At 58.5% G+C, this 26,376-nt stretch carries 21 protein-coding genes; 9 read left to right on the top strand and 12 right to left on the bottom strand.

The window, feature by feature from the left end:
• Nucleotides 1–13 precede the first annotated feature (13 nt).
• The 8 genes from HNO79_RS13575 to HNO79_RS13540 form a co-directional block, all read right to left on the bottom strand.
• Nucleotides 14–1,078 (bottom strand): NAD(P)-dependent alcohol dehydrogenase, encoded by a 1,065-nt coding sequence (locus HNO79_RS13575; protein WP_456306127.1) that lies wholly within the window; start codon nucleotides 1,076–1,078, stop codon nucleotides 14–16.
• Between the two features lie 31 nt (nucleotides 1,079–1,109).
• On the bottom strand, nucleotides 1,110–2,108 hold the full coding sequence (locus HNO79_RS13570) for an aldo/keto reductase (protein WP_214165573.1): 999 nt from the start codon (nucleotides 2,106–2,108) through the stop codon (nucleotides 1,110–1,112).
• Between the two features lie 48 nt (nucleotides 2,109–2,156).
• Nucleotides 2,157–2,483, bottom strand: coding sequence for a carboxymuconolactone decarboxylase family protein (locus HNO79_RS13565; protein WP_214165572.1), 327 nt, complete (start codon nucleotides 2,481–2,483; stop codon nucleotides 2,157–2,159).
• A gap of 29 nt (nucleotides 2,484–2,512) precedes the next feature.
• A complete protein-coding gene (locus HNO79_RS13560; RefSeq protein WP_214165571.1) occupies nucleotides 2,513–3,274 on the bottom strand; it encodes an SDR family oxidoreductase in 762 nt (253 codons plus the stop codon).
• Nucleotides 3,275–3,440: 166 nt separating this feature from the next.
• Nucleotides 3,441–5,645 carry an aldehyde oxidoreductase molybdenum-binding subunit PaoC gene (gene paoC, locus HNO79_RS13555; RefSeq protein ID WP_214165570.1) on the bottom strand — a complete coding sequence of 735 codons (2,205 nt, stop codon included), beginning with the start codon at nucleotides 5,643–5,645 and terminating at the stop codon, nucleotides 3,441–3,443.
• Nucleotides 5,642–6,595 carry an FAD binding domain-containing protein gene (locus HNO79_RS13550; protein WP_214165569.1) on the bottom strand — a complete coding sequence of 318 codons (954 nt, stop codon included), beginning with the start codon at nucleotides 6,593–6,595 and terminating at the stop codon, nucleotides 5,642–5,644. Before HNO79_RS13550 ends, paoC begins: the two co-directional genes overlap by 4 nt.
• Nucleotides 6,592–7,221 (bottom strand): aldehyde dehydrogenase iron-sulfur subunit PaoA, encoded by a 630-nt coding sequence (paoA, locus tag HNO79_RS13545; RefSeq protein WP_244987551.1) that lies wholly within the window; start codon nucleotides 7,219–7,221, stop codon nucleotides 6,592–6,594. Before paoA ends, HNO79_RS13550 begins: the two co-directional genes overlap by 4 nt.
• Nucleotides 7,222–7,446: 225 nt before the next feature.
• A complete protein-coding gene (locus HNO79_RS13540) occupies nucleotides 7,447–8,751 on the bottom strand; it encodes a replication-associated recombination protein A (protein WP_214165568.1) in 1,305 nt (434 codons plus the stop codon).
• A gap of 433 nt (nucleotides 8,752–9,184) precedes the next feature.
• On the opposite strand from HNO79_RS13540, the gene HNO79_RS13535 reads away from it, so the two are divergent.
• From HNO79_RS13535 to HNO79_RS13520, 4 genes are all read left to right on the top strand, one after another.
• Complete coding sequence (locus tag HNO79_RS13535) at nucleotides 9,185–12,370, top strand: efflux RND transporter permease subunit (protein WP_214165567.1); 3,186 nt, start codon at nucleotides 9,185–9,187, stop codon at nucleotides 12,368–12,370.
• Complete coding sequence (locus HNO79_RS13530) at nucleotides 12,363–13,535, top strand: efflux RND transporter periplasmic adaptor subunit (RefSeq protein ID WP_214165566.1); 1,173 nt, start codon at nucleotides 12,363–12,365, stop codon at nucleotides 13,533–13,535. Before HNO79_RS13535 ends, HNO79_RS13530 begins: the two co-directional genes overlap by 8 nt.
• Nucleotides 13,532–15,010, top strand: coding sequence for an efflux transporter outer membrane subunit (locus tag HNO79_RS13525; RefSeq protein ID WP_244987550.1), 1,479 nt, complete (start codon nucleotides 13,532–13,534; stop codon nucleotides 15,008–15,010). Before HNO79_RS13530 ends, HNO79_RS13525 begins: the two co-directional genes overlap by 4 nt.
• Nucleotides 15,011–15,157: 147 nt before the next feature.
• The gene (locus tag HNO79_RS13520) at nucleotides 15,158–15,457 is read left to right on the top strand and encodes an EthD family reductase (protein WP_244987549.1); all 300 of its coding nucleotides are present in this window, start codon (nucleotides 15,158–15,160) and stop codon (nucleotides 15,455–15,457) included.
• A gap of 78 nt (nucleotides 15,458–15,535) precedes the next feature.
• Here HNO79_RS13520 and HNO79_RS13515 read toward each other — a convergent pair whose 3' ends face one another.
• Complete coding sequence (locus tag HNO79_RS13515; protein ID WP_244987548.1) at nucleotides 15,536–16,783, bottom strand: multidrug effflux MFS transporter; 1,248 nt, start codon at nucleotides 16,781–16,783, stop codon at nucleotides 15,536–15,538.
• 613 nt (nucleotides 16,784–17,396) lie between these two features.
• Between HNO79_RS13515 and HNO79_RS13510 the strand changes: the two genes are divergently transcribed.
• From HNO79_RS13510 to HNO79_RS13495, 4 genes are all read left to right on the top strand, one after another.
• The gene (locus HNO79_RS13510; RefSeq protein ID WP_214165565.1) at nucleotides 17,397–18,380 is read left to right on the top strand and encodes an aldo/keto reductase; all 984 of its coding nucleotides are present in this window, start codon (nucleotides 17,397–17,399) and stop codon (nucleotides 18,378–18,380) included.
• Nucleotides 18,381–18,420: 40 nt separating this feature from the next.
• Nucleotides 18,421–19,410 (top strand): aldo/keto reductase, encoded by a 990-nt coding sequence (locus HNO79_RS13505; protein WP_214165564.1) that lies wholly within the window; start codon nucleotides 18,421–18,423, stop codon nucleotides 19,408–19,410.
• 126 nt (nucleotides 19,411–19,536) lie between these two features.
• Nucleotides 19,537–20,277, top strand: a complete 741-nt coding sequence (locus tag HNO79_RS13500) for an SDR family oxidoreductase (protein WP_214165563.1) — start codon at nucleotides 19,537–19,539, stop codon at nucleotides 20,275–20,277.
• A 245-nt stretch (nucleotides 20,278–20,522) separates the two neighbouring features.
• Nucleotides 20,523–21,002: a dihydrofolate reductase family protein gene (locus HNO79_RS13495; protein ID WP_214165562.1), complete on the top strand. Its 480-nt coding sequence runs from the start codon at nucleotides 20,523–20,525 to the stop codon at nucleotides 21,000–21,002.
• Nucleotides 21,003–21,146: 144 nt separating this feature from the next.
• On the opposite strand, the gene HNO79_RS13490 is transcribed toward HNO79_RS13495, so the two are convergent.
• Nucleotides 21,147–22,931 (bottom strand): recombinase family protein, encoded by a 1,785-nt coding sequence (locus HNO79_RS13490; protein ID WP_214165561.1) that lies wholly within the window; start codon nucleotides 22,929–22,931, stop codon nucleotides 21,147–21,149.
• A 12-nt stretch (nucleotides 22,932–22,943) separates the two neighbouring features.
• Complete coding sequence (locus tag HNO79_RS17420; protein WP_255673794.1) at nucleotides 22,944–23,072, bottom strand: hypothetical protein; 129 nt, start codon at nucleotides 23,070–23,072, stop codon at nucleotides 22,944–22,946.
• A gap of 458 nt (nucleotides 23,073–23,530) precedes the next feature.
• Here HNO79_RS17420 and HNO79_RS13480 point away from each other — a divergent pair, with 458 nt between their 5' ends.
• Nucleotides 23,531–25,588 (top strand): ParB/RepB/Spo0J family partition protein, encoded by a 2,058-nt coding sequence (locus HNO79_RS13480; protein ID WP_214165560.1) that lies wholly within the window; start codon nucleotides 23,531–23,533, stop codon nucleotides 25,586–25,588.
• A gap of 94 nt (nucleotides 25,589–25,682) precedes the next feature.
• Here HNO79_RS13480 and HNO79_RS13475 read toward each other — a convergent pair.
• Nucleotides 25,683–26,376, bottom strand: a 694-nt coding sequence (locus tag HNO79_RS13475) for a hypothetical protein (protein WP_214165559.1), incomplete at its 5' end; no start/stop codon positions are given.

Genomic DNA, 26,376 nt, shown 5'->3' with positions numbered 1-26,376 from the left:
TAGGGCATTTGTCTTACGCGGCCGCTGTGTCCGGTGTGAGTGTCGCCATGTCGATCACGAACCGGTAATGAACGTCAGAACGCTCCAGTCGATCGAAAGCCTCGTTGATCTGGTCCATACGGATCATCTCACAATCAGGCAGGATGTTTTTACGGCCACAGAAATCAAGCATTTCCTGCGTCTGGGCAATGCCTCCGATGGGGGACCCCGCAATACGGCGACGCCCCATGATCAGGGGAACGGTGCTGGGTTCATTCAGCGGCCCAACCTGCCCGACGAGCACCAGTGTGCCATCAACGTCCAGCAGAGGCATATAAGGATTGAGGTCATGTTTGACCGGGACGGTATCGATGATGAGATCAAAGCTGGAAGCCGCCTTCGCCATGGCAGTGTCGTCGGTCGAGACCAGAAGCCGGTCCGCACCAAGAGCCAGGGCATCTTTCTCCTTGGCGTTTGAGCGGCTGAGGACCGTGACATCTGCGCCCATGCCAGAGGCAAGTTTGACGGCCATATGTCCAAGGCCACCAAGCCCGATAACACCGACGCGGCTGCCCGGTCCGACGTTCCAGGTGCGTAAAGGCGAGTAGGTGGTGATGCCAGCACAGAGAAGGGGAGCTGCCCGGGACAGATCCAGTGTCTCCGGAACCTTCAGGGCGAATTCTTCCCGCACAACGAGATGCTTGGAATAGCCGCCATAAGTGCACTCGCCCGTGATACGATCCTTGTCGTTGTAGGTCTGCGTATTGCCCTCACGACAAAGCTGTTCCTCACCTTTGCGGCACTGATCGCAGGTCTGGCAACTGTCGACCATGCAGCCGACGGCCACAGCGTCACCCACTTTATAGCGTGTGACGGCCTTTCCTGTCGCCGTCACACGGCCGACAATTTCGTGACCGGGAACCATGGGATACTGCGACCATCCCCAGTCATTCCGCGCCTGATGCAGGTCCGAATGACAGACACCGCAATACAGGATATCCATGGCAATGTCGTTGTCTCGCAGTTCACGCCGTTCGAAACTGAACGGTGCGAGAGGGGCCTCACATGAGGTCGCTGCAAAACCATAGGTTTTCATCAGTGTTCTCCGTTCTCTTCAGGATTTTTCAGCTTCAGGCGACCACGCGTCCTTCGACCGGGTAGGCCGGATCGGTGTAACCCGGCGTGGACGCATGCCCGGGATGGACCAGATCATTGATGAATGCCTCATCTTCCGCTGTCAGCGTAGCGTTCAGGGCATCCATGTAACTGTCCCAGTGCGCTTCGGTACGAGGGCCAGCAATGGCTGCGCTGATGAGGCGGTTTTTCAGGACCCAGGCCAATGCAAAAGTGATTGAAGAAATACCCTTTCCCCTGGCACGTTCCGCCACTTTCTGCGCGATAATCAGAGATTCAGCGCGCAGTTCGGTCTGCTGAATACGGGCATCTCCGCGTCCTGCCCGTGAGTCTTCTGGCAGATTGTCGAGTGACGCGTATTTGCCCGTCAGGACGCCGCGGGCCAGTGGGCTGTAGGGCACAACCCCAAGTCCGTACTGACCGGCAGCAGGCAATTGCTCGACTTCAGCAGAGCGGTCCACCAGATTGTAGAGGGGCTGGCTGACTGTAGGACGCTGAATGCCGAGATGGTCTGCCAGTCTGACAACTTCGGCAATCCGCCAGCCATGGAAATTGGAGACACCATAATAACGGATCTTGCCCTGAGAGATCAGGTCACCAATGGCCCGCAGTCCTTCCTCCAGCGTCACGCCGGGGAGGGCGCGATGGAAATACAGGATATCAATGTAATCCGTGCCAAGGCGTTTTAGGCTTCCTTCAAGCGTCTGCATGATCCATTTACGGGATTGCCCTTGCTGGTTAGCACCACTTCCGTAGCCAAATTTGGTGGCAATGACCCAGGCATCCCGGTTGCCCTGTACGCTGGTGCCAACTACCTCTTCGGATTTTCCACCATTATAGACATCGGCGGTATCCAGAAAATTGATGCCCTGTGAGGCAGCTTTGTCGATAATCCGTTTTGCCGTCTCGGCATCGGTCTCACCCCCGAACATCATGGCCCCGAGGCAAAGAGGAGAAACTTTAAGCGCGCTCTGTCCGAGATAACGGTAGTCCATGGGGATATCCTTGCTTTGCATCGGGTTGGAATAAGTTTTTAAGAGTGCTCAGGGTTTGGCTTCATCGAACACACCGCGCGCGATCGTCAAAGCTGTCGAGGCTGTTGGCCAGCCTGAATAAAAAGCCAGATGCGTGATGACTTCGATGATTTCTTCACGGGTTACGCCGTTTTCGAGAGCTTTACGGATATGAAAGCCGAGCTCGTTGGTTCTGTAGAGCGAGATCAGGCTGGAAACCGTTACCAGGCTTCGGTCGCGCGGTGAGAGTTCGGGGCGCTCCCACACATCCCCGAAAAGAACCTTGTCGGAATATTCGGCCAGGGCCGGAGCAATATCGCCAAATGCTTTGCGTGCAGCTGAAGGGGTATCAGACATAGAAAATCTCCTGTTCAAAACAGAGTAGGTTACTGGGCCGAATATCCGCCATCGACCGAGAGAGCATGGCCAAGAACCAGACTGGCGTCAGAACTGCAGAGCCAGAGCACAGCCGCAGCGATTTCTTCGGGTTTACCAAGGCGACCGATGGGCTGGGCTTTAACGAGTTCAGCTTTGACGGTTGCATCGCCCCCTGTGAGCCAGTCCAGCATGGGTGTCTCAATCACACCGGGACATACCGCATTGATGCGTATCCCCTTGGTCGCGCATTCGAGAGCCGCAGATTTCGTCAGGCCAATAATGCCGTGCTTGGACGCGATATAAGCAGGCAGTCCCGCAACGCCGTTCAGGCCCCCAATGGAGGAAGCGTTGACGATAGCACCGCTCCCCTGAGAGAGCATCTGCTTCAGTTCATGCTTCATGCAGTACCAGGTGCCACGCAGGTTGATCGACATGACGCGGTCCCATTCTGCGTCAGGCAGATCTGCGGTATCCTGGTGCTGACTGATAACTCCAGCATTGTTGAAGGCGCAGTCCAGACGCCCAAAAGCGTCTACCGTGCGAGCCATCATGGCTTCAACATCCGTTTCCGAGGCAACGTCACACCTGACGGCAAGAGCTTTGGCTCCTTCCTCGGTTAATGCCCTGGCTGCCTTGGCAACGCTTTCTTCATTGATATCAGCAAGAACAACGCTGGCGCCAGCTCGGGCAAATGCCTGAGCGGTGGCGAGGCCCATTCCGGCACCGGCCCCCGTTACCAACGCAACCTTGCCTTCAAATTTTTTGCTCATCAGAACGGCCTTCTGCTTCTCACTCTATCAGCAGAGGACGGTAAGTGATGAAATAGCTATTGATTAGGGTGTATAAAGCGCATGAAGTTATATCGGCTGTTCATAAATCAATCATCGATTGGAACCGCTTTTACCCCGAGATCGATGGCCGAATGCCTGACCGTAATCAGGACATCCGGGGCAGATGAGCCAGATGTTTGTCGAGCGTGACAGGATAATCACGGATGCGCACACCTGTTGCGTTATAAACGGCATTTGCAATCGCTGCGGCTACGCCACACAGCCCCAGTTCCCCAACGCCTTTTGCTTTCATGGGCGACGAGAGGGGATCCACTTCATCAAGGAAAATTACGTCCTGATGAGGAATGTCGGCATGAACAGGGACCTCGTAACCCGCCAGATCATGATTGACGAAGAAACCACGCCGGGTATCGACCGCCAGTTCCTCCATGAGGGCTGCGCCAGATCCCATGGTCATGGCACCAAGGACCTGGTTTCGGGCGGTTTTGGGGTTCAGGATGCGGCCTGCGGAGCAGACGGCCAGCATCCGGCGGATACGGACTTCCCCGGTAAATCCATTGACGCCGACTTCGACAAAATGGCTCGCAAAGGTGGATTGTTGATATCGTTTGTCTACGTCCGCATATTCAATGGTGTCTTCGGCAACCAGTTCACCCTCATGCGCCGCCTGCCCAAGGGGGAAAACGCGGTTGCCAACATGGACATTCCCGCCTGAGAACTGCGCTTCGGCTGGTGGCAATCCCAGCTTCTTCGCAACACTTTCCCGCAATTTGACGCAGGCGGCATACACGCCCGCAGCAGAATTGTTGGCCCCCCACTGGCCCCCGGATCCTGCCGATACAGGGAAGTCTGAATCACCAAGAACGACCCGGACCTGATCGATGGAAACTCCCATCATTTCGGCTGCTGTCTGGGCAAGAATGGTATAGGTACCGGTACCGATATCGGTCATGTCGGTTTCGACTGTCACGATCCCCTGTGAATCAAGGCGTACGCGTGCCGCGGATTTTGTCAGGAGATTGTTGCGGAAGCCTGCCGCGACGCCCATGCCGATCAGCCATTCTCCCTCCCGCACGGATGCGGGACGGGCTTTTCGATGGCTCCAGCCAAACTTCTCGGCTCCACGTTCCAGGCACTCGACGAGATGCCGCTGCGAAAACGGTCGTCCTGGTTTTTCAGGATCGACCTGCGTGTCATTCAGAATCCGGAAATGCACGGGATCCATGCGCAGTCGTTCAGCCATCTCGTCCATGGCAATTTCAAGTGCCATCAGGCCTGATGCTTCGCCAGGCGCGCGCATTGCATTTCCTTCAGGGAGGTCCAGAACAGCCAGCCGCATCGCCGTTAGTCGATTGGCACCAGCATACAGTAGCTTTGTTTGATCTATAGCGGATTCTGGACGCCCGTGAGGAAGATTGCCCGACGTGCTTTCATGGGCAATGGCCGTGATCCTGCCGTCACGATCCGTACCGATCCGGATATGCTGGATCGTCGCAGACCGATGCGTTGTATTGTTCATGATAAAGGGGCGGGTGAGCGCAACCTTGACGGGACGTCCTGCGGCTTTGGCGCCGAGAGCCGCCAGCACGGCGTCAGAGCGCAAAAACAGCTTCCCGCCGAAACCTCCCCCGATATAAGGGGAATCAACCCGGACATTTTCCTTCGACAGGCCAAGCGCGGTCGCAATATCGCGCCGGGTCCAGGCGATCATCTGGTTGGACGTCCAGAGCGTCAGTTTTTCGCCTTCCCATGCGGCAAGTGTTGCATGGGGCTCCATCATGGCATGCGTCTGATCCGGCGTGGTGTACGTCTCATCCAAGCGCATTGCAGAAGCCGAAAACGCCCTTTCAAAGTCTCCAACACGGTCCGCACGAGATCCATTGGCACCCTGAACCGGGCGAGCGGCATGTTGCGCCTGTTTCAGATCGAACTGACCCTCATCGTGGTCATATTCTGTTTCGATCAGAGCTGCGGCGGCGCGGGCCTGTTCGAAGGTTTCGGCCACCACGATCGCAGTGGCCTGATGGTAATGGGTTATTTCGGGTCCACCAAAGAGCTTTGCCGTATTCATGGGGCCATTTTTCAGGGCTGGCATATCAAGCGTTGTGACAATTGCCAGAACGCCCGGTGCGGCTTTCGCGCGGGCGACATCCATGCGGGTGATCCTGCCTTTGGCGACAGCGCTCCCGATAATATAGCCATAAGCCTGATGCGGGACGACGTCATGCCGCTCATAGGCATAAGGCGCGGTACCTGTTGTCTTGAAACGTCCGTCGATGCGATCCAGGGGATGGCCAACGACATGTAACTGATCAATGGGGTTTTGGCCCGCGGCCCTATCGAACTTCATGATGCCTTGGCCTCCTGTATGACAGCTGCCAGAGTGCGTTCCACCAGCGTGACCTTGAACGCATTCGCCGGAGTGGGGGAGGCACCTGCCATAAGCCTTGCTGCGACAGCCTCGGACCCTTTCGGTATTTCTGAATCCGCAGCCTCGACACGCCATGGTTTTGGCGCGATGCCGCCAACAGCGATCCGGCCTGTACCATCTTTCTGGATGATGGCTGCAACCGAGACGAGGGCAAAGGCATATGAAGCCCGGTCACGGACTTTGCGATAGAAGTGATTTCCTCCCAATGGGGGCGGGAGGGTTACGGAGGTGATCAGTTCATCCCGGTTCAGAGATGTTTCGATATGCGGACTTTTTCCCGGCAGGCGGTGAAAATCGGCAATGGGAATACGACGGGATTGCCCACGGATATTTATGGTCTCAACAGTGGCATCAAGAAGACGCATGGCAACGGCCATGTCACTGGGATGCGTTGCAATACAGGCCTCGCTTGTCCCGATGATGCCCAACTGCCGGCTGATGCCCCCGATGGCCGCGCATCCTGCTCCAGGCTGGCGTTTGTTGCAGGGCTGGTTCGGATCATAAAAATAGGGGCACCGTGTGCGCTGTAGCAGGTTGCCGGATGTCGTTGCCTTGTTCCGAAGCTGTCCTGAAGCACCTGCAACAAGGGCGCGGCTCAAGACGCCGTAATGGCGACGAACCCGCATATCCGTTGCAAGATCCGTATTCCGGACAAGCGCACCAATACGGAGCCCTCCGTCTGAGGTGTCATCAATAGTGTCCAGACCAATCCGGCCGATATCGATCAGGTGTTCCGGTGTTTCGATCTGGAGTTTCATCAGATCAAGGAGGTTCGTTCCTCCCGCAATGAAACGCGCTCCTGGTATCTGGGCGAGGGCGGTGACCGCTTCGTGGGGTGTCCCGGCACGCTCATAAGTAAATGCTTTCATGGTTGCGCTCCTGCGACTTCGGCCATGGCTTCCGCGATGTTCGAATACGCACCACAACGACAGAGATTGCCACTCATCCTCTCCCGCATTTCCAGGCCACTATGATCGATCGGCGCGAGCAGATCCTTCGTCACATGGCTGGGAATGCCGCTTCTGATTTCATCGAGAACCGCAACGGCGGAGCAGATCTGGCCGGGCGTGCAGTATCCGCACTGATAACCATCATGCCGAATGAAAGCGGCCTGCATCGAGTGAAGATGATCCGGATTTCCCAGCCCTTCGATGGTTGTAATTGTGTCTCCCTCGTGCATGACGGCAAGGCTCAGGCAGGAATTGATGCGCCGACCGTCCACAATAACCGTGCAGGCCCCGCATTGCCCATGATCGCATCCCTTTTTGGTGCCGGTCAGAAGCAGGTGCTCACGCAGGGCATCCAGAAGCGTGGTTCTTGGATCCAGGTGAAGGCTGTGAGCGTGTCCGTTGACTTCGAATGTGACATCCAGGTTCTGTGAGGTTCGGTCCTCCGTGCGGGCGGCAGCCAGTGGGGGCTCACGGAAAGCGACGACTGCGGCGCTACCTGCCAGCACCGCACGACGGGAAAAAATCGGTGTCATACGGGGAGGCATGGTGAACGTCCTTGCTAAATGAGTGCGGGTTCAGGTCACAGCATGGGCGGGAAGGACGCTCGCACGGGACCCCTGACCTTTACAGTAACACCTGCGGCAAGGTGGAGTTCAGCGTCAATTGATCGTTGATTTCGCATGAGGCTATAGGCTGAATTCATTAATCGTTTTGTCCGCAAGAGGCATTTCATTATTCTATGAATTCGCACCTCTATAATTGCGATATTTTCAATATTTCTTTGCAGGGGGATGGGCATGACCTGTCACGTGTTGCCAGTAATCATCGGCCCGCTTTTCAAACGTCGCGGCATTGCGCGCGTCGCTTTGGTAGAATGTTCCTTTAGGAATTGGAGAATACACCTGCTCTACCCAGCCTCTGGGGTCATCATGGGGCAGGCGGTATCCGATGTGACCTAAGGCTTCGGCTCCCTTGTAGTGGGCGTCGCGTAAATGCTGGGGCACGGATGCAGCGGGCTGGGTTGCGACATAGTGTAGTGCGGCTGAAATTCCGCGACATGCTGACATCGATTTTGGGGCCCGTGCGATATGTAATGCCGCATGGGCCAGAACGATCTGCGCCTCTGGGTAACCGATTTTCTCCACGGCCTGTGCCGCAGCAACTGCGGTCTGGAGAGCGGTGTTATCGGCAAGTCCCACATCTTCGGAGGCGTGGATCATGATCCGTCGTGCAATATAGCGTGGGTCTTCGCCCCCGTGGATCAGGCGTGCCAGCCAGTAAAGCGTTGCATCCGGATCCGAACCCCGCATGGATTTAACGAACGCCGAGACCACATCATAATGCGCATCTCCCGAGCGATCATGGTTGACGGGGGCTGCGGCATAGAGTTCCTCCAGCATGGCATCCGTGACAGTAACTGTCCCTCGCTCATGTCCCACAGCCAGACTTTCAAGCGCTGTAAGGGCGCGTCGGGCATCGCCACCGGAGCGACCCGCGATCACTCTGATCTGAGGGGCGGTGAGTGCAATATGGACACCGTTGTTTTGCAGATGTGTCACGCCACGGCGGACAACCTGTTCCATCTCCTCAATGCTCAGAGGTTCCAGCTTTAGAATTGTAGAGCGCGAGACGAGGGCAGGGGTAAGAACATGGTAGGGGTTGCCGGTTGTCGCACCGATAAAGTCGGCTGTACCTTCTTCACAGATAGCGAGAAGGTCATCGGTCTGGGTCGCTGAAAAACGCTGAACTTCATCAACAAAGATCAACAGAGGCACCATGCGTGCTTCATCAGCCAGTTTGCGGATGTCCGATACGCCCGCGCGTGTCGCATTAAGAGGTCGGAAATTCTTGCCAAGCATGGTGCCGACAGCGCGCGCGATTGAGGTTTTGCCGATCCCCGGAGGCCCATAGAGAATGACACTTCCCAAAGTGCCTGCGGCAATACGTCGTCGCAGGATCGAACCGGGTGCCACCACGGCAGACTGACCGATGACATCATCCAATGTTGTGGGCCGAAGCCGGGCGGCGAGTGGCAATTGGCCCATCGGTGTTCCGGTATCAAAAAGATCGGTCATATTTTGGTGGCACGCTCTATAAAGAAGTTTTTATTTTCCGGTGAAAGTCGATGTTTGTCTGTAGGGTCGTAAACCGGGAGTCCTGTTCCTTGCCTGCCAGGTCGCATGCTGTGCAACTCGGCCAGAATATAAGCACGCACATCAGGTGTGGCCATATTTATGAGCATCGATCTTGGTCGGCCGATGGGAAGTCAATATAAAACGGCCATCGATTTATGAACCAGAGATATAACCTTATTCCGAAATGAATATCTAGTCATCCGCTAGCTGGTTCTATGAGAATAAAGGACGCCTCATCGGTCCCTTTTTCCCGATGAGGTGTTTTTCAATATTCGCAGACGCGCTCACGCTTCCTCGTCATCGGATGAGGGAAGCGTGAGCTCGCTCCGCTCCTGACCAATCTTTGGTGTCAGGTATCAGAAGTGGCGGTTTGATGGGTATAGTTGGATTTGCGCTTCGGCGTCCGTATACGTTTCTAGTCGGCGGTGTACTCATTCTCCTTCTCGGCATTGCGGCGATCTTTCGTACACCAACAGACGTCTTCCCCGAGATCGACATCCCGGTAGTCACGGTCGTCTGGTATTATGAAGGGCTTGATGCGGCAGAAGCGGAGAAGCGCATCAGTACGTATACAGAGTTTTCCGAAAGCTTTTTCATCAACAATCTTCGGACGATCGAAAGCCAGACGACGCCAGGTCTTGTTTTGCAGAAGCTGTATTTCCAGCCGGGCGTGAATGTGGACCTTGCCGTGGCGCAGACCGTTTCGGCGACGAATTCCGTGCGCGCCTTCCTGCCGCCGGGCATGCAGCCGCCGATCATCATGCAGTACAGCGCGTCTTCGGTTCCTGTTCTTCAGCTTTCGTTGTCGTCGGACAAGCTCACGGAAAGCGATCTGTACGATTATGGGCTCTACCGGGTCCGCCAGCAGCTTGCGCCGATTCCGGGCACGTTGTTGCCGCCGCCCTATGGTGGCGCGACCCGCCAGGTCATGATCGATATCAACACGACCAAACTGAACGGTCTGGGCCTGACGCCGCTTGATATCTCGAACGCGATCAATGTGCAGAATCTGACCCTCCCAGGTGGTACCGTGAAATTCGGGCCGACCCAGTATGATGTCCGGATGAACGGGATTCCGGACCTTGCTGCCGAGCTGAATAATATCCCGCTGCGCAAGGACAACCTGACGGGCGCCATCACCCGTATCCGCGATGTGGCTCAGGTCCGTATGGGTACGGAAGTGCAACACAACGTGGTGCGCCGTGAGGGGCGGCGCTCGGTGCTTCTGTCGATTATGAAGGCCGGAAACGCTTCGACGCTCGATGTGGTGAATACCATCCGCAATCGTGTGCTGCCGCTGACGCGCGCGGCAGCGCCGCCGGGCATGAAGATCGACGAACTGTTCGACCAGTCGCTTTTCGTGAAGGGGGCGATCAACGGGGTGGCGTCGGAGGCGGTGATTGCCGGCCTGCTGACCGCGGCGATGATCCTCGCCTTCCTCGCAAGCTGGCGCTCGACATTGATCGTCGCGGTATCCATCCCGCTCGCCATCCTTTCTTCCATCGCCATCTTGTCGGCGACAGGCCAGACGCTCAACCTGATGACCCTGGGCGGCCTTGCGCTGGCCGTCGGTATTCTGGTCGATGACGCGACGGTGACCATCGAGAACATCCATCGCATCCGGCATGACGGAGCGGAGTTGCGTGTCGCGGTCCTTGACGGTGCCGCCGGCATTGCGCTGCCGACCCTGGTCTCGACGCTGGCCATCTCCTGTGTGTTCGTCTCTGTCGAGTTCCTGACCGGTCCGTCGCGTTACCTCTTCACCCCGATGGCGCTGGCGGTCGTCTACGCCATGCTCGCTTCGTACGCGATCAGCCGGACATTGGTGCCGATCTTCGCGGCACTCCTCCTCCGGGCAGAGGAGCGTGCGATCGGGAAGCGTCGTTCGGCCAATCTTCCGCCGACGCCGCTGGAACGCTTCGGCCGCTGGTTCGACGGACATTTCGAGCGGTTCCGCGATCGGTATTCGACCATCCTGGGCAGCCTTCTTGCCAGTTCCTGGAAGGTCCCGGCGATGGGCGGCGTCGCGCTGCTGGCCGCCGTCATCCTGGCGACGCAGGTCGGGCAGGATTTCTTCCCGAGCATCGACGCCGGCGAGTTCAAGCTGCATGTCCGCGCGCCAGAGGGGACGCGCATCGAGACCACGGAAAAACTGTTCGACGCCGTCGAGGACACGATCCGTCAGGTTGTGCCGGCCAGCGAACGCGAACTGGTCCTGGACAATATCGGTCTGCCATTCCGCTATTCGATGCCCTTCGACGACGGCACGACCGTCGCGCCGAACGACGGCCAGATCATGGTCGCGCTCAAGGAGCACCATCATCCGACGCCAGCTTACGTCAGCAAGCTGCGTACGATCCTGGCGAAGAAGTTCCCTGAATGCGTGTTCTATTTCCAGCCGGCCGACATCGTGACGCAGATCCTCAATTTCGGCATCCCGGCGCAGGTCGATATCCGCATCACCGGGTTCGACCAGGCCACCAACCGCAAGGTAATGCAGGAAATCCGTGATGAAGTGCGTCACATCCCCGGCCTGGTGGACGTGCATCTGCACCAGCAGATCATGGCGCCGGAACTGGCGCTGACGATCGATCGGACGCGGGCGCAGGATCTCGGCCTGACGCTGAATGACGTGGCGCGTAACGTGATGATTTCGCTCGCCTCATCAAACACGGTCACCCCTAATTTCTGGGTCGGCCCTAATGGAGTGCAATATCCGGTGGCAGTGCAGACGCCGCAATATGACATCGGTAACCTGAACGATCTCCGGAATACGGTCGTCTCGTCGCGCTCGGCGCTGACGAATGGTGCGCCCACGCTGCTCGACAATGTGGCCACCATTACCCGTGGTGTGCGTCAGAACGTGATCTCACACAGCAATATCGCACCAACCCTGGACATCGATGCCAGCGTGGAGGGCCAGGATCTGGGAACCATTGCCCGCGCGGTCAATCGGGTCATCGACAGGCATCGTGGCGAACTGACGGCGGGCAATACGATCGAGATCCTCGGCCAGATCGACAGTATGAACGCGGCGTTCTCGCGGCTGGAAATCGGCCTGCTGGTGGCCGCCATCGCCGTCTATCTGCTGATGGTGGTCAACTTCCAGTCCTGGATGGACCCGTTCGTGGTGGTGATGGGGCTGCCGGGGGCGATGTGCGGCATCGTCTTCATGCTGTTCGTGACCGGCACCACTTTCTCCGTGCCATCGCTGATGGGGGCGATCATGAGCGTCGGCGTCGCCAGCGCGAACTCCATCTTGCTGGTGACTTTCGCCAAGGAAAGCCGCGCGGACGGGCTGAATGCGGTCGAGGCGGCGATGGCCGCCGGGCGGGCGCGGCTGCGGCCGATCCTGATGACGTCGCTGGCTATGGTGATCGGCATGCTGCCGATGTCGCTCGGCCTGGGCGACGGCGGGGAACAGAACGCCCCGCTGGGCCGCGCCGTGATTGGCGGATTGATGATCGGAACTTGCGCCACGCTGTTCGTGGTGCCTTGGCTGTACAGCCGCCTGCGCCGCCACGAAAGCCGCATGCTTGAGGAATATGAGAATGTCTGAACCTGCAATGCCCCACACGGAAGGCAGCAAGGGGCGCCTTGGACTGACGGTCGGTCTGGGTGTGGTCGTCGTCCTTGGCTATGGAATTTACGCGCATATCGAGCGCGGCGCCGGCATTCGGGCACTGGCGGCAGAGCGCGAGGCTCAGGTGCCGGATGTCCGCACTATCACGGTGCATGACGCCACGAGTCCGGTGGCGCTGGACCTGCCGGGCGAGACAGTCGGGCTCGAGACATCGGCCATCGGCGCGCGCGCATCCGGCTACATCGAGAAACGGCTGGTCGATATCGGCACGCCGGTCAAGGCGGGTCAGGTTCTGGCCGTGATCCGTGCGCCGGAGCTGGATCATCGGGTTGCTCAAGCTCAGGCCGCTCTGGTTCAGGCGCGCGCCAATATGGATCTTGCCGGCATCACAGCCCGTCGGACCGGCGGCTTGGTCGGCGGCGGCGCGGTCAGTAAGCAGAACTATGACGTCGACCGCCTGACGCAGCAGGCGCGTCAGGCCGAGCAGAAGGCGGCGGATGCCGTTCTGGCCGAAACGACGCAGCGCCAGGCCTATACGACGATCACCGCCCCGTTCGACGGCGTCGTGACCGCACGTAATGTCGAGGTCGGGGATCTGGTCAGCGCTGATAGCGCACAGGGCTTGCCCCTGTTCGTCGTGACACGCAGCGACCGCCTGCGGGTCAGGGTCCATGTCCCGCAGGACGAGGCGATGTCGGTCCGCGTCGGCGACCCGGCCACGGTCTCCGTTCCGGAGCGGCCGGCACAGCGTTTTGCCGGCACTGTCACGCGTACAGGCGACGCCTTGGAGCAGACCAGCCGCATGCTGCCGGTGGAGATCGAACTGGACAACCAGAAGGGCGAACTCGCGTCGGGTCTCTATGCAACCGTGCATTTCTCACTTCCCCGGCCGGCTTCGTCGACCGTGATCATCCCTGCGGAAGCTCTTTGCTACGAAGCCGACGGGTTATCCGTCGAGACCGTTGGCACCGACAGCACGGTGACGATCCACAAGGTCAAGGTCGGTCGCGATGATGGGGACGTCGTCGAGATCCTGGAGGGCCTGCCGGACGGTAGCCGCCTGATCGTTCATCCCCTGTCGGCCCTGCGTAACGGCGATCGCGTCGTCGCCGTCTCCGACGTCGAGAGCAAGGGAGCGTGACGGTGCGTTCCATTCCCTTCGCACGGAGCGCCCTTGTCGCCGCGCTGGGCTTGCTCGCTGGCTGCACCATGATCCCGGAATACCATCGCCCCACGCCGCCGGTCAGCGCGGCGTGGCCGTCCGGCGCCGGACGACAGGGCGAGGTCGCCGCGGCGATGCTGGCCGATTGGAAATCCTTCTATCGCGATCCCCTCATGCAGGATCTGATCGGACGCGCTCTGGAGAACAATCGCGACCTGCGGATCGCCCGCCAGCAAATGCTGGCGGCCAGCGCGCAGTTCGATATCGAGAATGCGGCGTTGTTCCCCACGCTCGACGGGACCGCCGGGGCCAACGTGCAGAAGGTGAACTCGCGCGTCTACAGCCTGGCGCAGCGGGATGGCGCCTTCTATACGCGCCAGTATGCGGTTGGCTTCGGGGTTTCGGCGTATGAAGTCGATCTGTGGGGACGCATCCGCAGCGCGTCCCGGGCATCATTCGACCGCTATCTCGCCAGTGCACTCAGCCAGGAGAGCATGCGGCTGAGTGTCGTCTCGAGTGTCGCGACCGCGATGCTGAACTGGGTTGCGAACAATCAGGCCGTTCTCGTTACGCAGAATGTGATGGAAAACCGTCATCGCGCCTATGCCCTCGTCAAGCAGACGGCAGACGTCGGCACTGGCACGCAGCTTGATGTGGCCGAAGCCGAGGCAGCGTTGCATGACGCAGAGACTAATCTGCAAATCTACACCCGGCAGCGCGCGCAGGCATTGGATGAGCTGACGCTTCTGGTCGGCGAGCCCATTGCTGTGCCAACGATGCAGGCGCTTGAGAGGAAGACGAGCCTGGCCGATGTTGCAGGCTTTCCGGCTGTGCCTGAGGGGTTGCCATCGGACATGATCGCCCGCCGCCCGGATATTCTGTCGTCTGAAGATGTGTTGCGCGCAGCCAATGACGATATTGGCGCGGCACGGGCGGAATTTTTCCCCAAGATTCAGATCACGGCCGCCAACGGTACCGCCAGCAACAATATTACCCGTTTGTTCCAGAGCGGTATGGGCGCCTGGAACGTCGCGCCACAGATCACATTGCCCTTGTTCGACGCCGGACGTCTGACGGCACAGCTGAAGCAGGCGCATGCGCGCAAGCGCGAAGAGGTCGCCCGATACGAGCAAACCGTGCAACGGGCGTTCCGGGAGGTGGCAGACGCTCTGGCTGGGCGAGAGACCTATCTGAACCAGCTGACTGCGCAGAACGCGCTCGTCTCCGCCAGCGATCGTCAGTACAAACTGGCTCTGGCGCGATATCAGGGCGGCTACGATCCTTACCTGGAAACATTGGTGGCTCAGAGAACTCTTTATTCTGCACAACTCGGGGCAATCACGACACAGCTACAGGCGATGTCCAACTGTATCACGCTTTACAAGGCTCTGGGCGGTGGATGGGGGGAGAAGCCACCGACACGGTCTTCACCACTGGCGGAACACATTCTTTAGCGCAGTCATGATCAATTGAGTTTTTCCGGCGATTCCGTCTGATGTCTGAATATAAGATCATGCTGTTCCGATGGACAAACGTCGGGCCATTAAGACATTGTTGCGCGTAGAATGATTTTCCTTAGATTCCAGAAAGGTAAAATGGAAATGACAAAGATGTTTGTGACCTATCCAGCAAGCTCTGATGCGAAATTCGATCGTGATTATTACACGGCGCATCATATTCCACTGGTGAACAGAATTTGGGGACCGCTGGGGCTTATATCTGCAACCGCGTTTTTCCCCAGCCCGACGGATAATGGGAACCTTGCGATTTGTGAATGTGTTTTCACGGGAGAGAGTGCGCTTAAGGCGGCATTAGACTCTCCTGACACTCCTGTAGTAATGGACGATGTCAAGAATTTTACCGCGATCGAACCGGTCATTCTAAAAGGCGTTGCACTCTAATCCGGATCTGTTCAAGAGTTTTGGTAAAGCAGGAAGAATTTCAGGTAAGTTCTTCCTGCTTTACACGAAATCCTTGTTTTATATTTCCACGTTCCGGCTTCCGAAAAGGTGAAGCGATAGCACCAAGGCGGACACTAAGCTGCCAATACCCGACAATGCGACGACCCACCCCATGGGCCATGGCGTACCATCAGCAAACATACCTATGAGGCCTGAACCGACGATTCCGCTGCCATACTGGGCGGCTCCTACGAACGCTGACACAGAGCCCGACCGTTCCGGAGAGGTGTTGAGTGCGCCAACGATTGAATTGGCGACGATAAAGCCGGTCGCCGAGGCGAAGACAAAAAGCGGCACAACCAGTCCCCACAGACCTCCATAGCCAGTCCATGCAGCGAATGCGGTCAGCGTGCCAGCGCTGGCCGCCAGGAGCGTGCCGAACTGCAGCATACGAGTGCTACCAATCCTATGCGCCAAACGGGCATTCAGCATGTTCGTAGCCATGATGCCGATGATGCCCGCTCCGAACAGCAGACCGTAATAGCGCGGTGGCACATGGTAATATGAGATGTAGGCGAAGGGCGTTCCCGCGACATAGGCAAACATGCCGCCATAGAAGAATGCTCCAGCCCCCGTATATGCCATGAGGCGCGGCGTCGCGAAAAGCTCACCGTAACGCAGGAAGGCGCGCGATAGCGGTTCGCGATGGCGTCTGTCGGAAGGTAGCGTCTCGGGAAGGGAGATAACCGCCGCCAGTGTGGCGATCCCGACGATACTCAGGACAACGAAAATGGCTCGCCATCCGCTTACCACCAGGATCTGAGCACCCACGATTGGTCCCAGCAGGGGGGCAATTGCCATGACGGTGATCAGCGTCGAGAGCATCCGGACTGCGTGATGGCCCTCGTAAAGATCGCGCACCATCGCGCGGGACAGCACGACACCAGCCGAAGCGCCAAGAGCCTGCACAATCCGCCCGATAATCAGGCTGCCAATCGTCTGTGAACAGGCGCATAAGACAGAACCGACAATGAAAATCATCATCCCCGCCGCTACTGGCAGGCGTCGTCCATGCCGGTCACTCACAGGGCCCCAAAAAAGTTGCCCAAGGCTGAATCCGACCAGATAGCCAGATACAGTCCACTCGACCATTCCGGGATCTGCGGCCAGTGCATTGCTCATTGCCGGCATGGCCGGAAGATAGATGTCCGTGGAGATGGAAGCGAAGCCCATCAGGAGGCTTAGAACACCTAAGGTCCACCAGCGGCCGCCTGTGCTCTCCGGCATGGCAACAGGAATATTCTTTGTGGGAGCGGTCTTGTTCAAGGTGAGACGGGGCCAGGTTTGTTGGCAGCCACCCAGGATATCGTGGCTTGCGAAGAGAGCGCCGCTATAAACAGCGCAGGAGACCCGTCCGGCAGGTTTGCAGGACGATGGACTGGAACTGAGGGTATGACGGAATTAGTCATCGAAATACTCTGCATCGAATTCGGGATACCTGATTATTCCTGATACGTGCGGACGGTGACAACAACGGATGGCGTGATCAGGCAGCGGTTTTCTATATCTGCGCCACTGGCATGACATAACGGTTGCTAATCTTCTGGCGGCATCCGCACAATGCTAAGTAATCAGATTGTAGCTATATCTTAAATTCATCAATGGTTGTGGCCGCCTGATTGGCGTGTCGGATCCGGGTGTTTGCCCCAGCCCGCAAAATTCTCTCCTACAATCCGGACCACGGTTGTGTTCAGTCACATGAATTCATGAATGGAGAGTATAACGTCATACGGGATTAAGCTGATAATCAGCTACGCCAACATCACGTAACATAGATTTTTCGCCGAAAATTGCGCGGTGAAGAGGTAACGACAGATAGCGTGGACAAGTCAGACGTGATGCCCATGCCACCTGAACGTTGAAAAACGGGAGATGCAAGATGGACAGCATACGGCTCGGTGACTCCGGTCTCAAAGTCAGTCGGCTCACCCTTGGCTGCATGAGCTTCGGAACTGGCGGCTTTTCTGGCGGCTGGTCACTCAGTGAGGCAGACGCGGAACCGATCTTTCGGCAGGCTCTGGAGCTCGGCATCAATTTCTGGGACACAGCCAACGTCTATGGCAAAGGCACATCCGAGGAGATCACGGGGCGGGCGATTGCAAAGCTTGCCCGGCGCGATGATATCGTTCTCGCGACCAAACTCTTCGGCCCGATGAGTGACGGTCCTGGCGGCGCTGGTCTGTCACGCAAGGCGGTGATGGAACAGATTGACGCTTCCCTCAGGCGGCTTGGTACCGACTACATCGATCTCTATCAGATCCATCGTTTCGACCCGAATACCCCGGTTGAGGAGACGATGGAGGCGCTGCATGATATCGTGAAGGCTGGTAAGGTACGCTATATTGGCGCTTCGTCGATGTGGGCCTGGCAATTCTCGAAGATGCAGTATGCTGCCAGTCTTAATGGCTGGACGCGCTTCACCTCGATGCAGCATCAGTATAGTCTGGTTCAACGCGAAGAAGAGCGCGAGATGTTCGGTCTGATCGCTGATCAGGGTGTGGGATCGATGCCGTGGAGTCCGCTCGCCGCCGGTCTCGTCACCCGGCCCTGGGGCGACAAGAGCACGACAAGGGCCAAGGATAACCCGGAGAAGGATTTTTCCGGCCGGCCACTTTTTCTTGAAAGCGACAAGGCGATCGTCGATGCGGTCCAGAAGATCGCCGGGGAGCGTGGTGTTTCGATGGCGACGGTTGCAATGGCCTGGGTGCTGCGTAATCCCCGCGTTACATCGCCAATTATCGGCGCCACGAAGGAGACGCATCTGGCCGATGCCGTCGCTGCCCTTGATCTCAAGCTGACCGATAGGGAGGCCGCTGCTCTGGAAGAGCCCTATATGCCGAGGCTGCCGACCTACTTCACGTAACCCTTTGGTGCTATCGGCGCTAATGGCAGGGAGTTTTAAGATGAAAACGCGCATTTTGGGAAAGAACGGGCTTGAAGTGTCCGCCCTCGGTTATGGTTGCATGGGCCTGGATTTCAGCTACGGCCACAAACTGAGTAAGACGGACGGCATCACGCTGATCCGACAGGCAGTGGATCTCGGCGTTACCTTCTTCGACACAGCCGAGGTCTATGGCCCCTTCACCAATGAGGAAATGGTCGGTGAAGCTTTGCGGCCGGTCCGCGAGCATGTCGTGATTGCGACCAAATTCGGCTTTAATATCGCTGACGGCAAGATGGCCGGTCTGAATAGTCGCCCTGAGCATATCAAGCAGGTCGCCGACGCGTCGTTGAAACGGCTGGGTATCGAGCAGATCGATCTGTTCTATCAGCATCGCGTGGATCCTGATGTGCCGATTGAAGAGGTGGCGGGTGCGGTCAGGGAATTGATCGCCGCAGGTAAGGTCAGGCATTTCGGCATGTCTGAGCCAAGTGCCGCCACGGCACGGCGCGCGCATGCCATCCAGCCGATTGCGGCTCTTCAGAACGAATATTCACTGTGGACACGCGGTGTCGAGACGAACGGTATTCTTGCGCTGTGCGAGGAACTCGGCATCGGTCTCGTGCCCTACAGCCCGCTCGGCAAGGGCTTTCTCACTGGCGCGATGAGCAAGGATACAAAGCTTGGCGAGGGCGATTTTCGAGCGATGCTGCCACGCTTCACGCCGGAGGCAATGGCGCACAATCAGGCGCTGGTCGATCTGCTGAAGCAGATCGGCATTGAGAAAGGCGCGACACCTGCCCAGATCGCGTTGGCCTGGTTGTTGGCAAAGAAGCCATGGATCGTACCAATCCCAGGCACGACGAGGCTGGATCGCCTCAAGGAGAATCTCGGGGCTGCCGATGTCGTTCTCACGGAAAGCGACGTTACCAGTATTGAGGCGACAGCCGCGGCGATCCACATCGAAGGTGATCGGTATCCAGCCCAGCTTCAGGCAATGGTCGGGCGTTGATCGGGTAAGGGAGCCTGAATGGGGCTGGCCGATGTTGATTTCGATATGTTCCTGCGGACGCCCCATAGCTCGAACACCGTGAGCGCGGCGCGCGGATGTTTTTGACGAGAAGAAGGACTGAGTTCCATGTCACAGAATATCGCCGGCAAGGTTGTCGTCGTTACGGGTGCCAGCAGTGGCCTTGGTGAGGCTACGGTCCGCCGTCTTGCAGCGGACGGTGCGAAAATCGTTATTGGGGCACGTCGTCTGGAGAAACTGGAAGCTCTGGCCAGCGCGCTTTCGCTTGGCGATGGTGCCGCTGTCAGGACGGACGTCACGCAACCGGAGCAGGTACAGGCACTTGTCGATCAGGCAGTGAAGTTGCATGGCCGCATTGACGTCATCATCAACAATGCCGGCCTGATGCCTCAGTCTCTGCTGGAGAAGCTCCGGGTTGATGACTGGAACCGGATGATCGACGTTAATCTCAAGGGTACACTCTACGGTATCGCCGCGGCACTGCCGCATATGAAAGCGCAGAAGAGTGGGCAGATTATTAACGTATCCTCTGTGGCCGGGCACAAGGTGGGACCGGGAAGCGCCGTCTATTCCGCAACGAAGACAGCAGTGCGCGTAATTTCCGAAGGGCTGCGTCAGGAAGTCAAGCCCTACAATATCCGCACGACGGTTATCTCCCCCGGCGCTGTCGCCACGGAGCTTCCGGAGAGTGTGAAGGATACCGACACGGCGAAAGCCATTAAGGAATTTTACGAGCAATATGCCATCCCGGCAGATTCCTTTGCCCGGGCAGTTGTCTTCGCCATGAGTCAGCCGGAAGACGTTGATATCAACGAAATCCTGTTCCGTCCGACAGCACAGGTACTTTAATCATGACGCGTCCCGTTATTATCTGTCACATAATCAGTTCGATCGACGGTCGTATTGTGACCGACCGCTGAACGAATCCTGTTGATGGCCGGGAGCGGGACGCGCTCGTCAATCAGTATTTCGATATCGAAAAACACTATGATGCCGATGGCTGAATTATTGGGCGCGCAACGGCATCGGAGCATTTCCTTAAGGCAGCCGAGCCACACAAGGGCTCAATAAATCGGTTCCCGCGTGAGGCTTACGTGGCGCACCCTCCGGTTGGGCGGCTGGCCATCATCATGGACCCGCATGGCAAGCTGCAATACGAGCGCTCCGATATTGAGGGGGATGCTGTTGTTGCCGTGCTGGGGGAAGGCGTTTCCGATGATTATCTGCAGATGCTGCAGGGCCAAGGGGTATCCTACTGCGTTGCTGGTGCCGATGGACATGATATCCTGAAAGTCTTTGATATTCTGGGAAGCACTTTCGGTCGACGCAAAGTTCTTCTGGTGGGCGGTGGTCGGATTAATGGCGCGTCTCTGAAGGCGGGCATCATTGATGAAATCAGCCTGATGATCTATCCCGGCATCGACGGGGTGTCCGGTGTCGCCGGTAGCTTCGACAGGGTCGGCGCAAAAGATGAAGAGCCCGCCCAAGGGCAGGCGTTGCGTCTGGAACATGTCGAAAAACGTCAAAACGGCGTTCTGTGGTTGCGCTACCAGATCGAAAGATCAGGCTTATAAAATGAGATCAGCCCCGTCTACGATAACGCGAACGCTTCTAAAATCAGAGGTTTCATTCCGCATTCCAGTGGAAAAATCCTCTGGTATCGTGAGCGCCGCTTAACAGATAACCCGTGCTCCAGAAATCAACCACTCCAAGTCCAATTAGGCGGTGGTAGAAAAAAGTCCAGCCTGACATACAGTTAATCCCGCTTTATTCTCACCTTGCGATTGTCGCAACTTGAGAAGCAATCCTGCCCCCGCAACCAACGACGCTTGCGAATGACCATTCGCCACATTTCGCCGGGATCGTAGTGTGCGGTTCCCCGCAACCAACGATACTTGCGATACGAACGCATCGAGAACGCCACTGTCCGGATGGACCGTGGCGTTTTTCTTGTGTGCCGCAAACTGCAGGATCGCCGCCAGGTCACCGCGCAGGACGATCGCCAGTTCGCCGTCGGCCGGCTGGAGCGTGATCTGCGAGACCAAGGTGCGCAGGCGTTCGGCCGCCTCGGTCTTCGTGTCTTCGGCCTGAAGGCTCTCATAGAGAGACGCGATCCGCTGCTGGTAGATCTCCGCCATGTTCGGATGGAGAAGGGGAGGCGGCTCCTCCCTGTTGGCCAGACGCTCTGTGAATTCGGCCTTGCGTGCTTCCAACCGCTTCATGTCGTCGACGATTGCCTGGATTGGTCCGCCAGCCTTGAGCGCCGTTAGAAGTTTTGCCAGTTCCCGATCAATACGAGGTAATTCTGCTCTCATGGCCACCAAATCGGCGCCGTGCTCCATGCGCAGTCGGTTCACCTCGCGGGTGAACTCGTTGCAGAACTCCTTGAACAACTCCGGTTCCATCAGATGCGTCCGCAGTCCGCTTAGGACCGATGCTTCCAGCGCGTCGCGACGGATGTTCAGGCGGTTGTCACACGTGCCCTTGTTGCGCGCCGTCGAGCAGCCGAGCAGGTCTTTCGAGATCATGCTGTAGCCACCGCCACAGCAGCCGCAGCGGATGAGCCCGGCAAAGAGATGGCGCGGACGGCGCCGCTCACTGAGCGCTTCGTTGCCCCGTTCCGGCTGGCTGAAGGTTGTTTCGGCTTGGCGCGTCTTCACGGCATCCCACAGGTCCTGCGCGACAATCCGCAACTCAGGCACCTTCTGGATCACCCACTCGGATTCAGAATTCAGGCGTGAGACGCGCTTGCCGGTATCGGGATCCTTCAGATAGCGCAGCCGGTTCCAGACCAGACGCCCGACATACATTTCGTTGTTGAGGATACCGGTGCCGCGTTCCCGATTGCCATGAATGGTGGACGGCCCCCACTCACGGCCCTGTGGCCCCGGAACGCCGTCACGGTTCAGTTCCATGGCGATCGTGCGCGACGACTTGCCCCGCGTGTAATCGGTGAAGATCCGCCTGACTGTGCGGGCCTCGTCCTCGTTGATGGTCCGGTCGCCGCGAATGCGCTCACCCTTCGCGTCAAACTGTCGTACCACGTCATAGCCATAGGAATTACCACCGCCGGACTTGCCGTCCTCGACGCGTCCGCGCAGGCCACGCCGGACCTTCTCGGCCAGATCCTTGAGGAACAGGGCGTTCATCGTACCCTTGAGGCCGATATGCAGGTGTGTAACGTCGCCCTCGGACAAGGTGATGATCCGCACGCCGGAGAAGGTCATCCGTTTGAACAGACCGGCGATATCCTCCTGGTCGCGTGACAGTCGGTCCATGGCTTCGGCCAGCACGATCGTGAAGCGGCCGCGCGTGGCGTCCTGGATCAGTTCCTGAATGCCGGGGCGGAGCAGGGAGGCACCCGAGATCGCCCGGTCCGTGTAACTGTCGACGATCGTCCAGCCCTGCTTTTCCGCGTGAAGCCGGCAGAGGCGCAACTGATCCTCGATCGAGGCATCACGCTGGTTTTCGGACGAATAGCGGGCATAAAGCGCGACCTTCACAATCCCATCTCCCTAATCCTGGAGATCGCGTCGCCTCGCGGCCTCCACTTCAGCGTTGACGAAATCACGTGCGGCCTGACGGGCCAGAAGCCGGACCAGACTGACCAGCCGCGGATCGGCTCCACTGCGTAAGGGTGTCACGTTGGCGTCCGGGGCGTCGAGAACGAGCCGCACCCTGTCCGCTATCGTATCGCGTTGGCGTGCCATCTTCCCGTCCTTTCTGCATGGACCTTTGGTGAGTTCTGACGGCACTCTGGGTGTCGGACGGGATGGGCGTGAACAGAAAAATACATGGGAACAAGGAGATGTTCCGTGCGGAGAGGGCTTTCGGATAGTCGCGAACACGCGCGGCTATCGCTGTCGGCACTATCACAAGATGGTGAACGCGCGACTATAATAGTCGTAATTTGTCGCGGTGTGCATCGACTCGCGGGTTGGCTGGCACGGACCTGCATTCCTTAAAGCCGTCTCTACGCGGTTCCGTGGATGCGATCCGGTGTCTGGTGGGGCCGGAAGAGAGGAAGAGGGACGTGGGGTTTTCGTGACGGATTCAGGGGTGGGAGAGAGGCTTCCGCCCGTCCGTCACGGAGTGTCCCGCCATGGCGAGCGCCATCCAGAAAATCGTCCTCAATGCGTCCCGTGATATCCCTTTCAACAGGCTGGTGCTGTCGCAGTCCAACGTGCGGCGTGTGAAGGCCGGCCTGTCGATCGAGGAACTGGCCCGCGACATCGAACGTCGCGGGTTGCTCCAGAGCCTGAACGTGCGCCCTGTCCTGAACGGGGAGGGGGCAGAAACCGGCGCTTATGAAGTGCCGGCCGGTGGCCGCCGCTTCCGCGCCCTTGAACTGCTGGTGAAGCAGAAGAAACTGGCGAAGACCGCCCCGGTGCCCTGCGTCGTGCGCGAGGCCGGATCGGCCATTCTCGCCGAGGATGATTCCCTGGCCGAAAACGTCCAGCGCGTAGCGCTGCATCCACTGGACCAGTTTCGTGCTTTTCGCGACATGCTGGAGAAGGGCATGTCCGAAGAAGAGATCGCCGCCGCGTTTTTCGTTGTGCCGGCCGTGGTGAAGCAGCGTCTGCGGCTGATGACAGTCTCCGACAAGCTGCTTGAGATCTACGAGCAGGATGGCATGAAGCTGGAACAGCTCATGGCCTTTTCGATCAGCGACGATCATGCCCGTCAGGAACAGGTCTGGGAGATTATTGCCCAGAGCCATAACCGCGAGCCCTATCTGATCCGCCGCATGTTGACGGAAAAAACCGTGCGCGCATCGGATCGTCGCGTGCGCTTCGTCGGGCTGGACGCCTATCTTGCTGCCGGCGGTCCCGTCATGCGTGACCTGTTCGAAGCAGACGATGGCGGCTGGCTGCAGGATCCGACCCTGCTCGACCGGTTGGTCATGGAAAAGCTGTCGTCAGCCGCAGAGGATATCCGTGCCGAGGGCTGGAAATGGGTCGAAACGGCGCTGTCTTTCCCGTGGGGACACACGCGGGACTTCGTGGAGATCGAGGGCACGCCTGTTGCGCTTTCGGAGGAAGAAGTCGTGCGTCTGACCGCTCTGCACAGCGAGCAGGAAACCATCGAGGCGGAATACGCGCAGGCCGATGAGTTCCCGGAGGAAATCGATAGCCGTTTGGGCGAGATTGAGCAGGCCATTGAGGCGCTGGAAGAACGCCCAGTATCTTTCGATCCGGCGGACGTGGTCCGGGCCGGTGTCTTCGTGAGCCTGGATACGGACGGCACGCTGCTGGTCGAACGGGGCTTCGTCCGCCCGGAAGATGTGCTGGCGGAGTCCGAGAACCGCCACGATGCACCCAAGGGTGATGATGACGCGGTCGTCTGTCACAGCGCGGGCGACGACGGCGAAGGGGACAGGAGGGAAGGCGCACCCGACACCGAGCCCGAGGAGGAAGACGGGCTGAAGCCGTTGTCCGAACGCCTGCTGACGGAACTGACGGCCTGGCGCACGCTGGCCTTGCGAGATGCGTTTGCTGGCAATCCGCATGTCGGCCTGACCGAACTGCTCCACACGCTGGTGCGCGATCTTTACTGGCAGGTCTCGGGCGCGGACTGCCTGGAAGCCTATGTCCGGGAAATCCCGCTGCAGGTCCATTCCCCCGACATGCCCGGCAGCCTTCCCGCCCACGCGCTGCGCCAGCGCAACGAGGGCTGGAAGCACGATCTGCCGGAAGACGAGGACGCACTCTGGCAGTGGCTCGACGGGTTAGATGATACCAGTCGCCTGGCCCTGCTGGCGCATTGCCTGTCCTTCGGGGTCAACGCGCTATATGAGTCGTCCCATGGTCCGTCTCTGGCGCGTAGCGTCAGGGAGCGGCTGGCCCGCGCCGACCGGCTTGCCACCGCGCTGAGGCTCGATCTAGCCGAAGCGGGCTGGCAGCCGACGGTGGAGAACTATCTCGGTCGCGTCACCAAGGCGCGTATCCTCGAAGCCGTGCGTGAGGCGCGGGGCGACGAGGCCGCCGACCGCATCGCACATCTGAAGAAGGCCGACATGGCACAGGCTGCCGAGCGGCTTCTGGACGGTTCGGGCTGGTTGCCCGAGGCACTGCGCACGAGGGATGTGTCGGGGCAGAGCGAGGGGGATGAAGGGCTGACCGACATGTCCGACAGCCCCGACGCGGTTGCGGCTGAGTAACATCTGTCCATTGAATGGTATTGGCGGCTTCCGGTCTCCGGAAGTCGCCTTTTATATGGGAACGATATCGCGCCCGAAAGGCTGTCGACGGTGGTCAATGACGGGTCACTGGCTGCAGGTGTCGATCCGTTTCGAGCCTGAGGGCGGCTGTCCATAAGGGTGTTTTGGTATAGAAATCCCGTCTACTGAAGCCGGTGCCTGTTCGGCGCTCGTTGAGCAGTCCTGCCCAGCACAGCGGACGCAGGACATGGACGTAAAGACTGGCGGTCAGCTTGAAATCCCGGCGACGGATATCCTCTTCCTCGCCCCCGTAGAGAACCGAACATAACCGCTCTTCGGTGACGGCAACCTGGGCCTCGATATTGATGACGTTGAGAAAGATATCCCAGTTGCCGAACAGTGGCTCATCGCTTCGGGTGTAAGGACTGTGGTCGACGACAAACAGGAGGTGGGTCGTCAACAGCATCCAGAGCCGGGCAGGCTCTGATTTGAGTTGTCTCGCCAGGTCGGTCAGCCGCAGGGTGCCCTTGAAATGCCGTGCGAGCTTCGCGCTGAGCAGAACCTCATGCAGGATCACCAGCGGCGGGAAATCATACTCATTCAGGACTTTGTTGACGGCGTAGAGGTCTTCGACCGTATAGGCTGGCCAGTCAAATGCCTCGGCGGCCCACGCGACAAAATAGCGCTTGAGCGCCTTGTTGGACGTAAGGCCGATCGGGCCGTTCTCCTCAATATAGCCGATCGTCAGCAGCGCGGCCTTCAGGATGAGGGCATGCGACAGGGGGAGG

The sequence above is a fragment of the Komagataeibacter oboediens genome (assembly GCF_018491655.1).
Lineage (GTDB): Bacteria > Pseudomonadota > Alphaproteobacteria > Acetobacterales > Acetobacteraceae > Komagataeibacter > Komagataeibacter oboediens.
The sequence above is the reverse complement of the archived record's forward strand: the minus strand, read 5'-3'. Positions and strand labels throughout refer to the sequence as shown.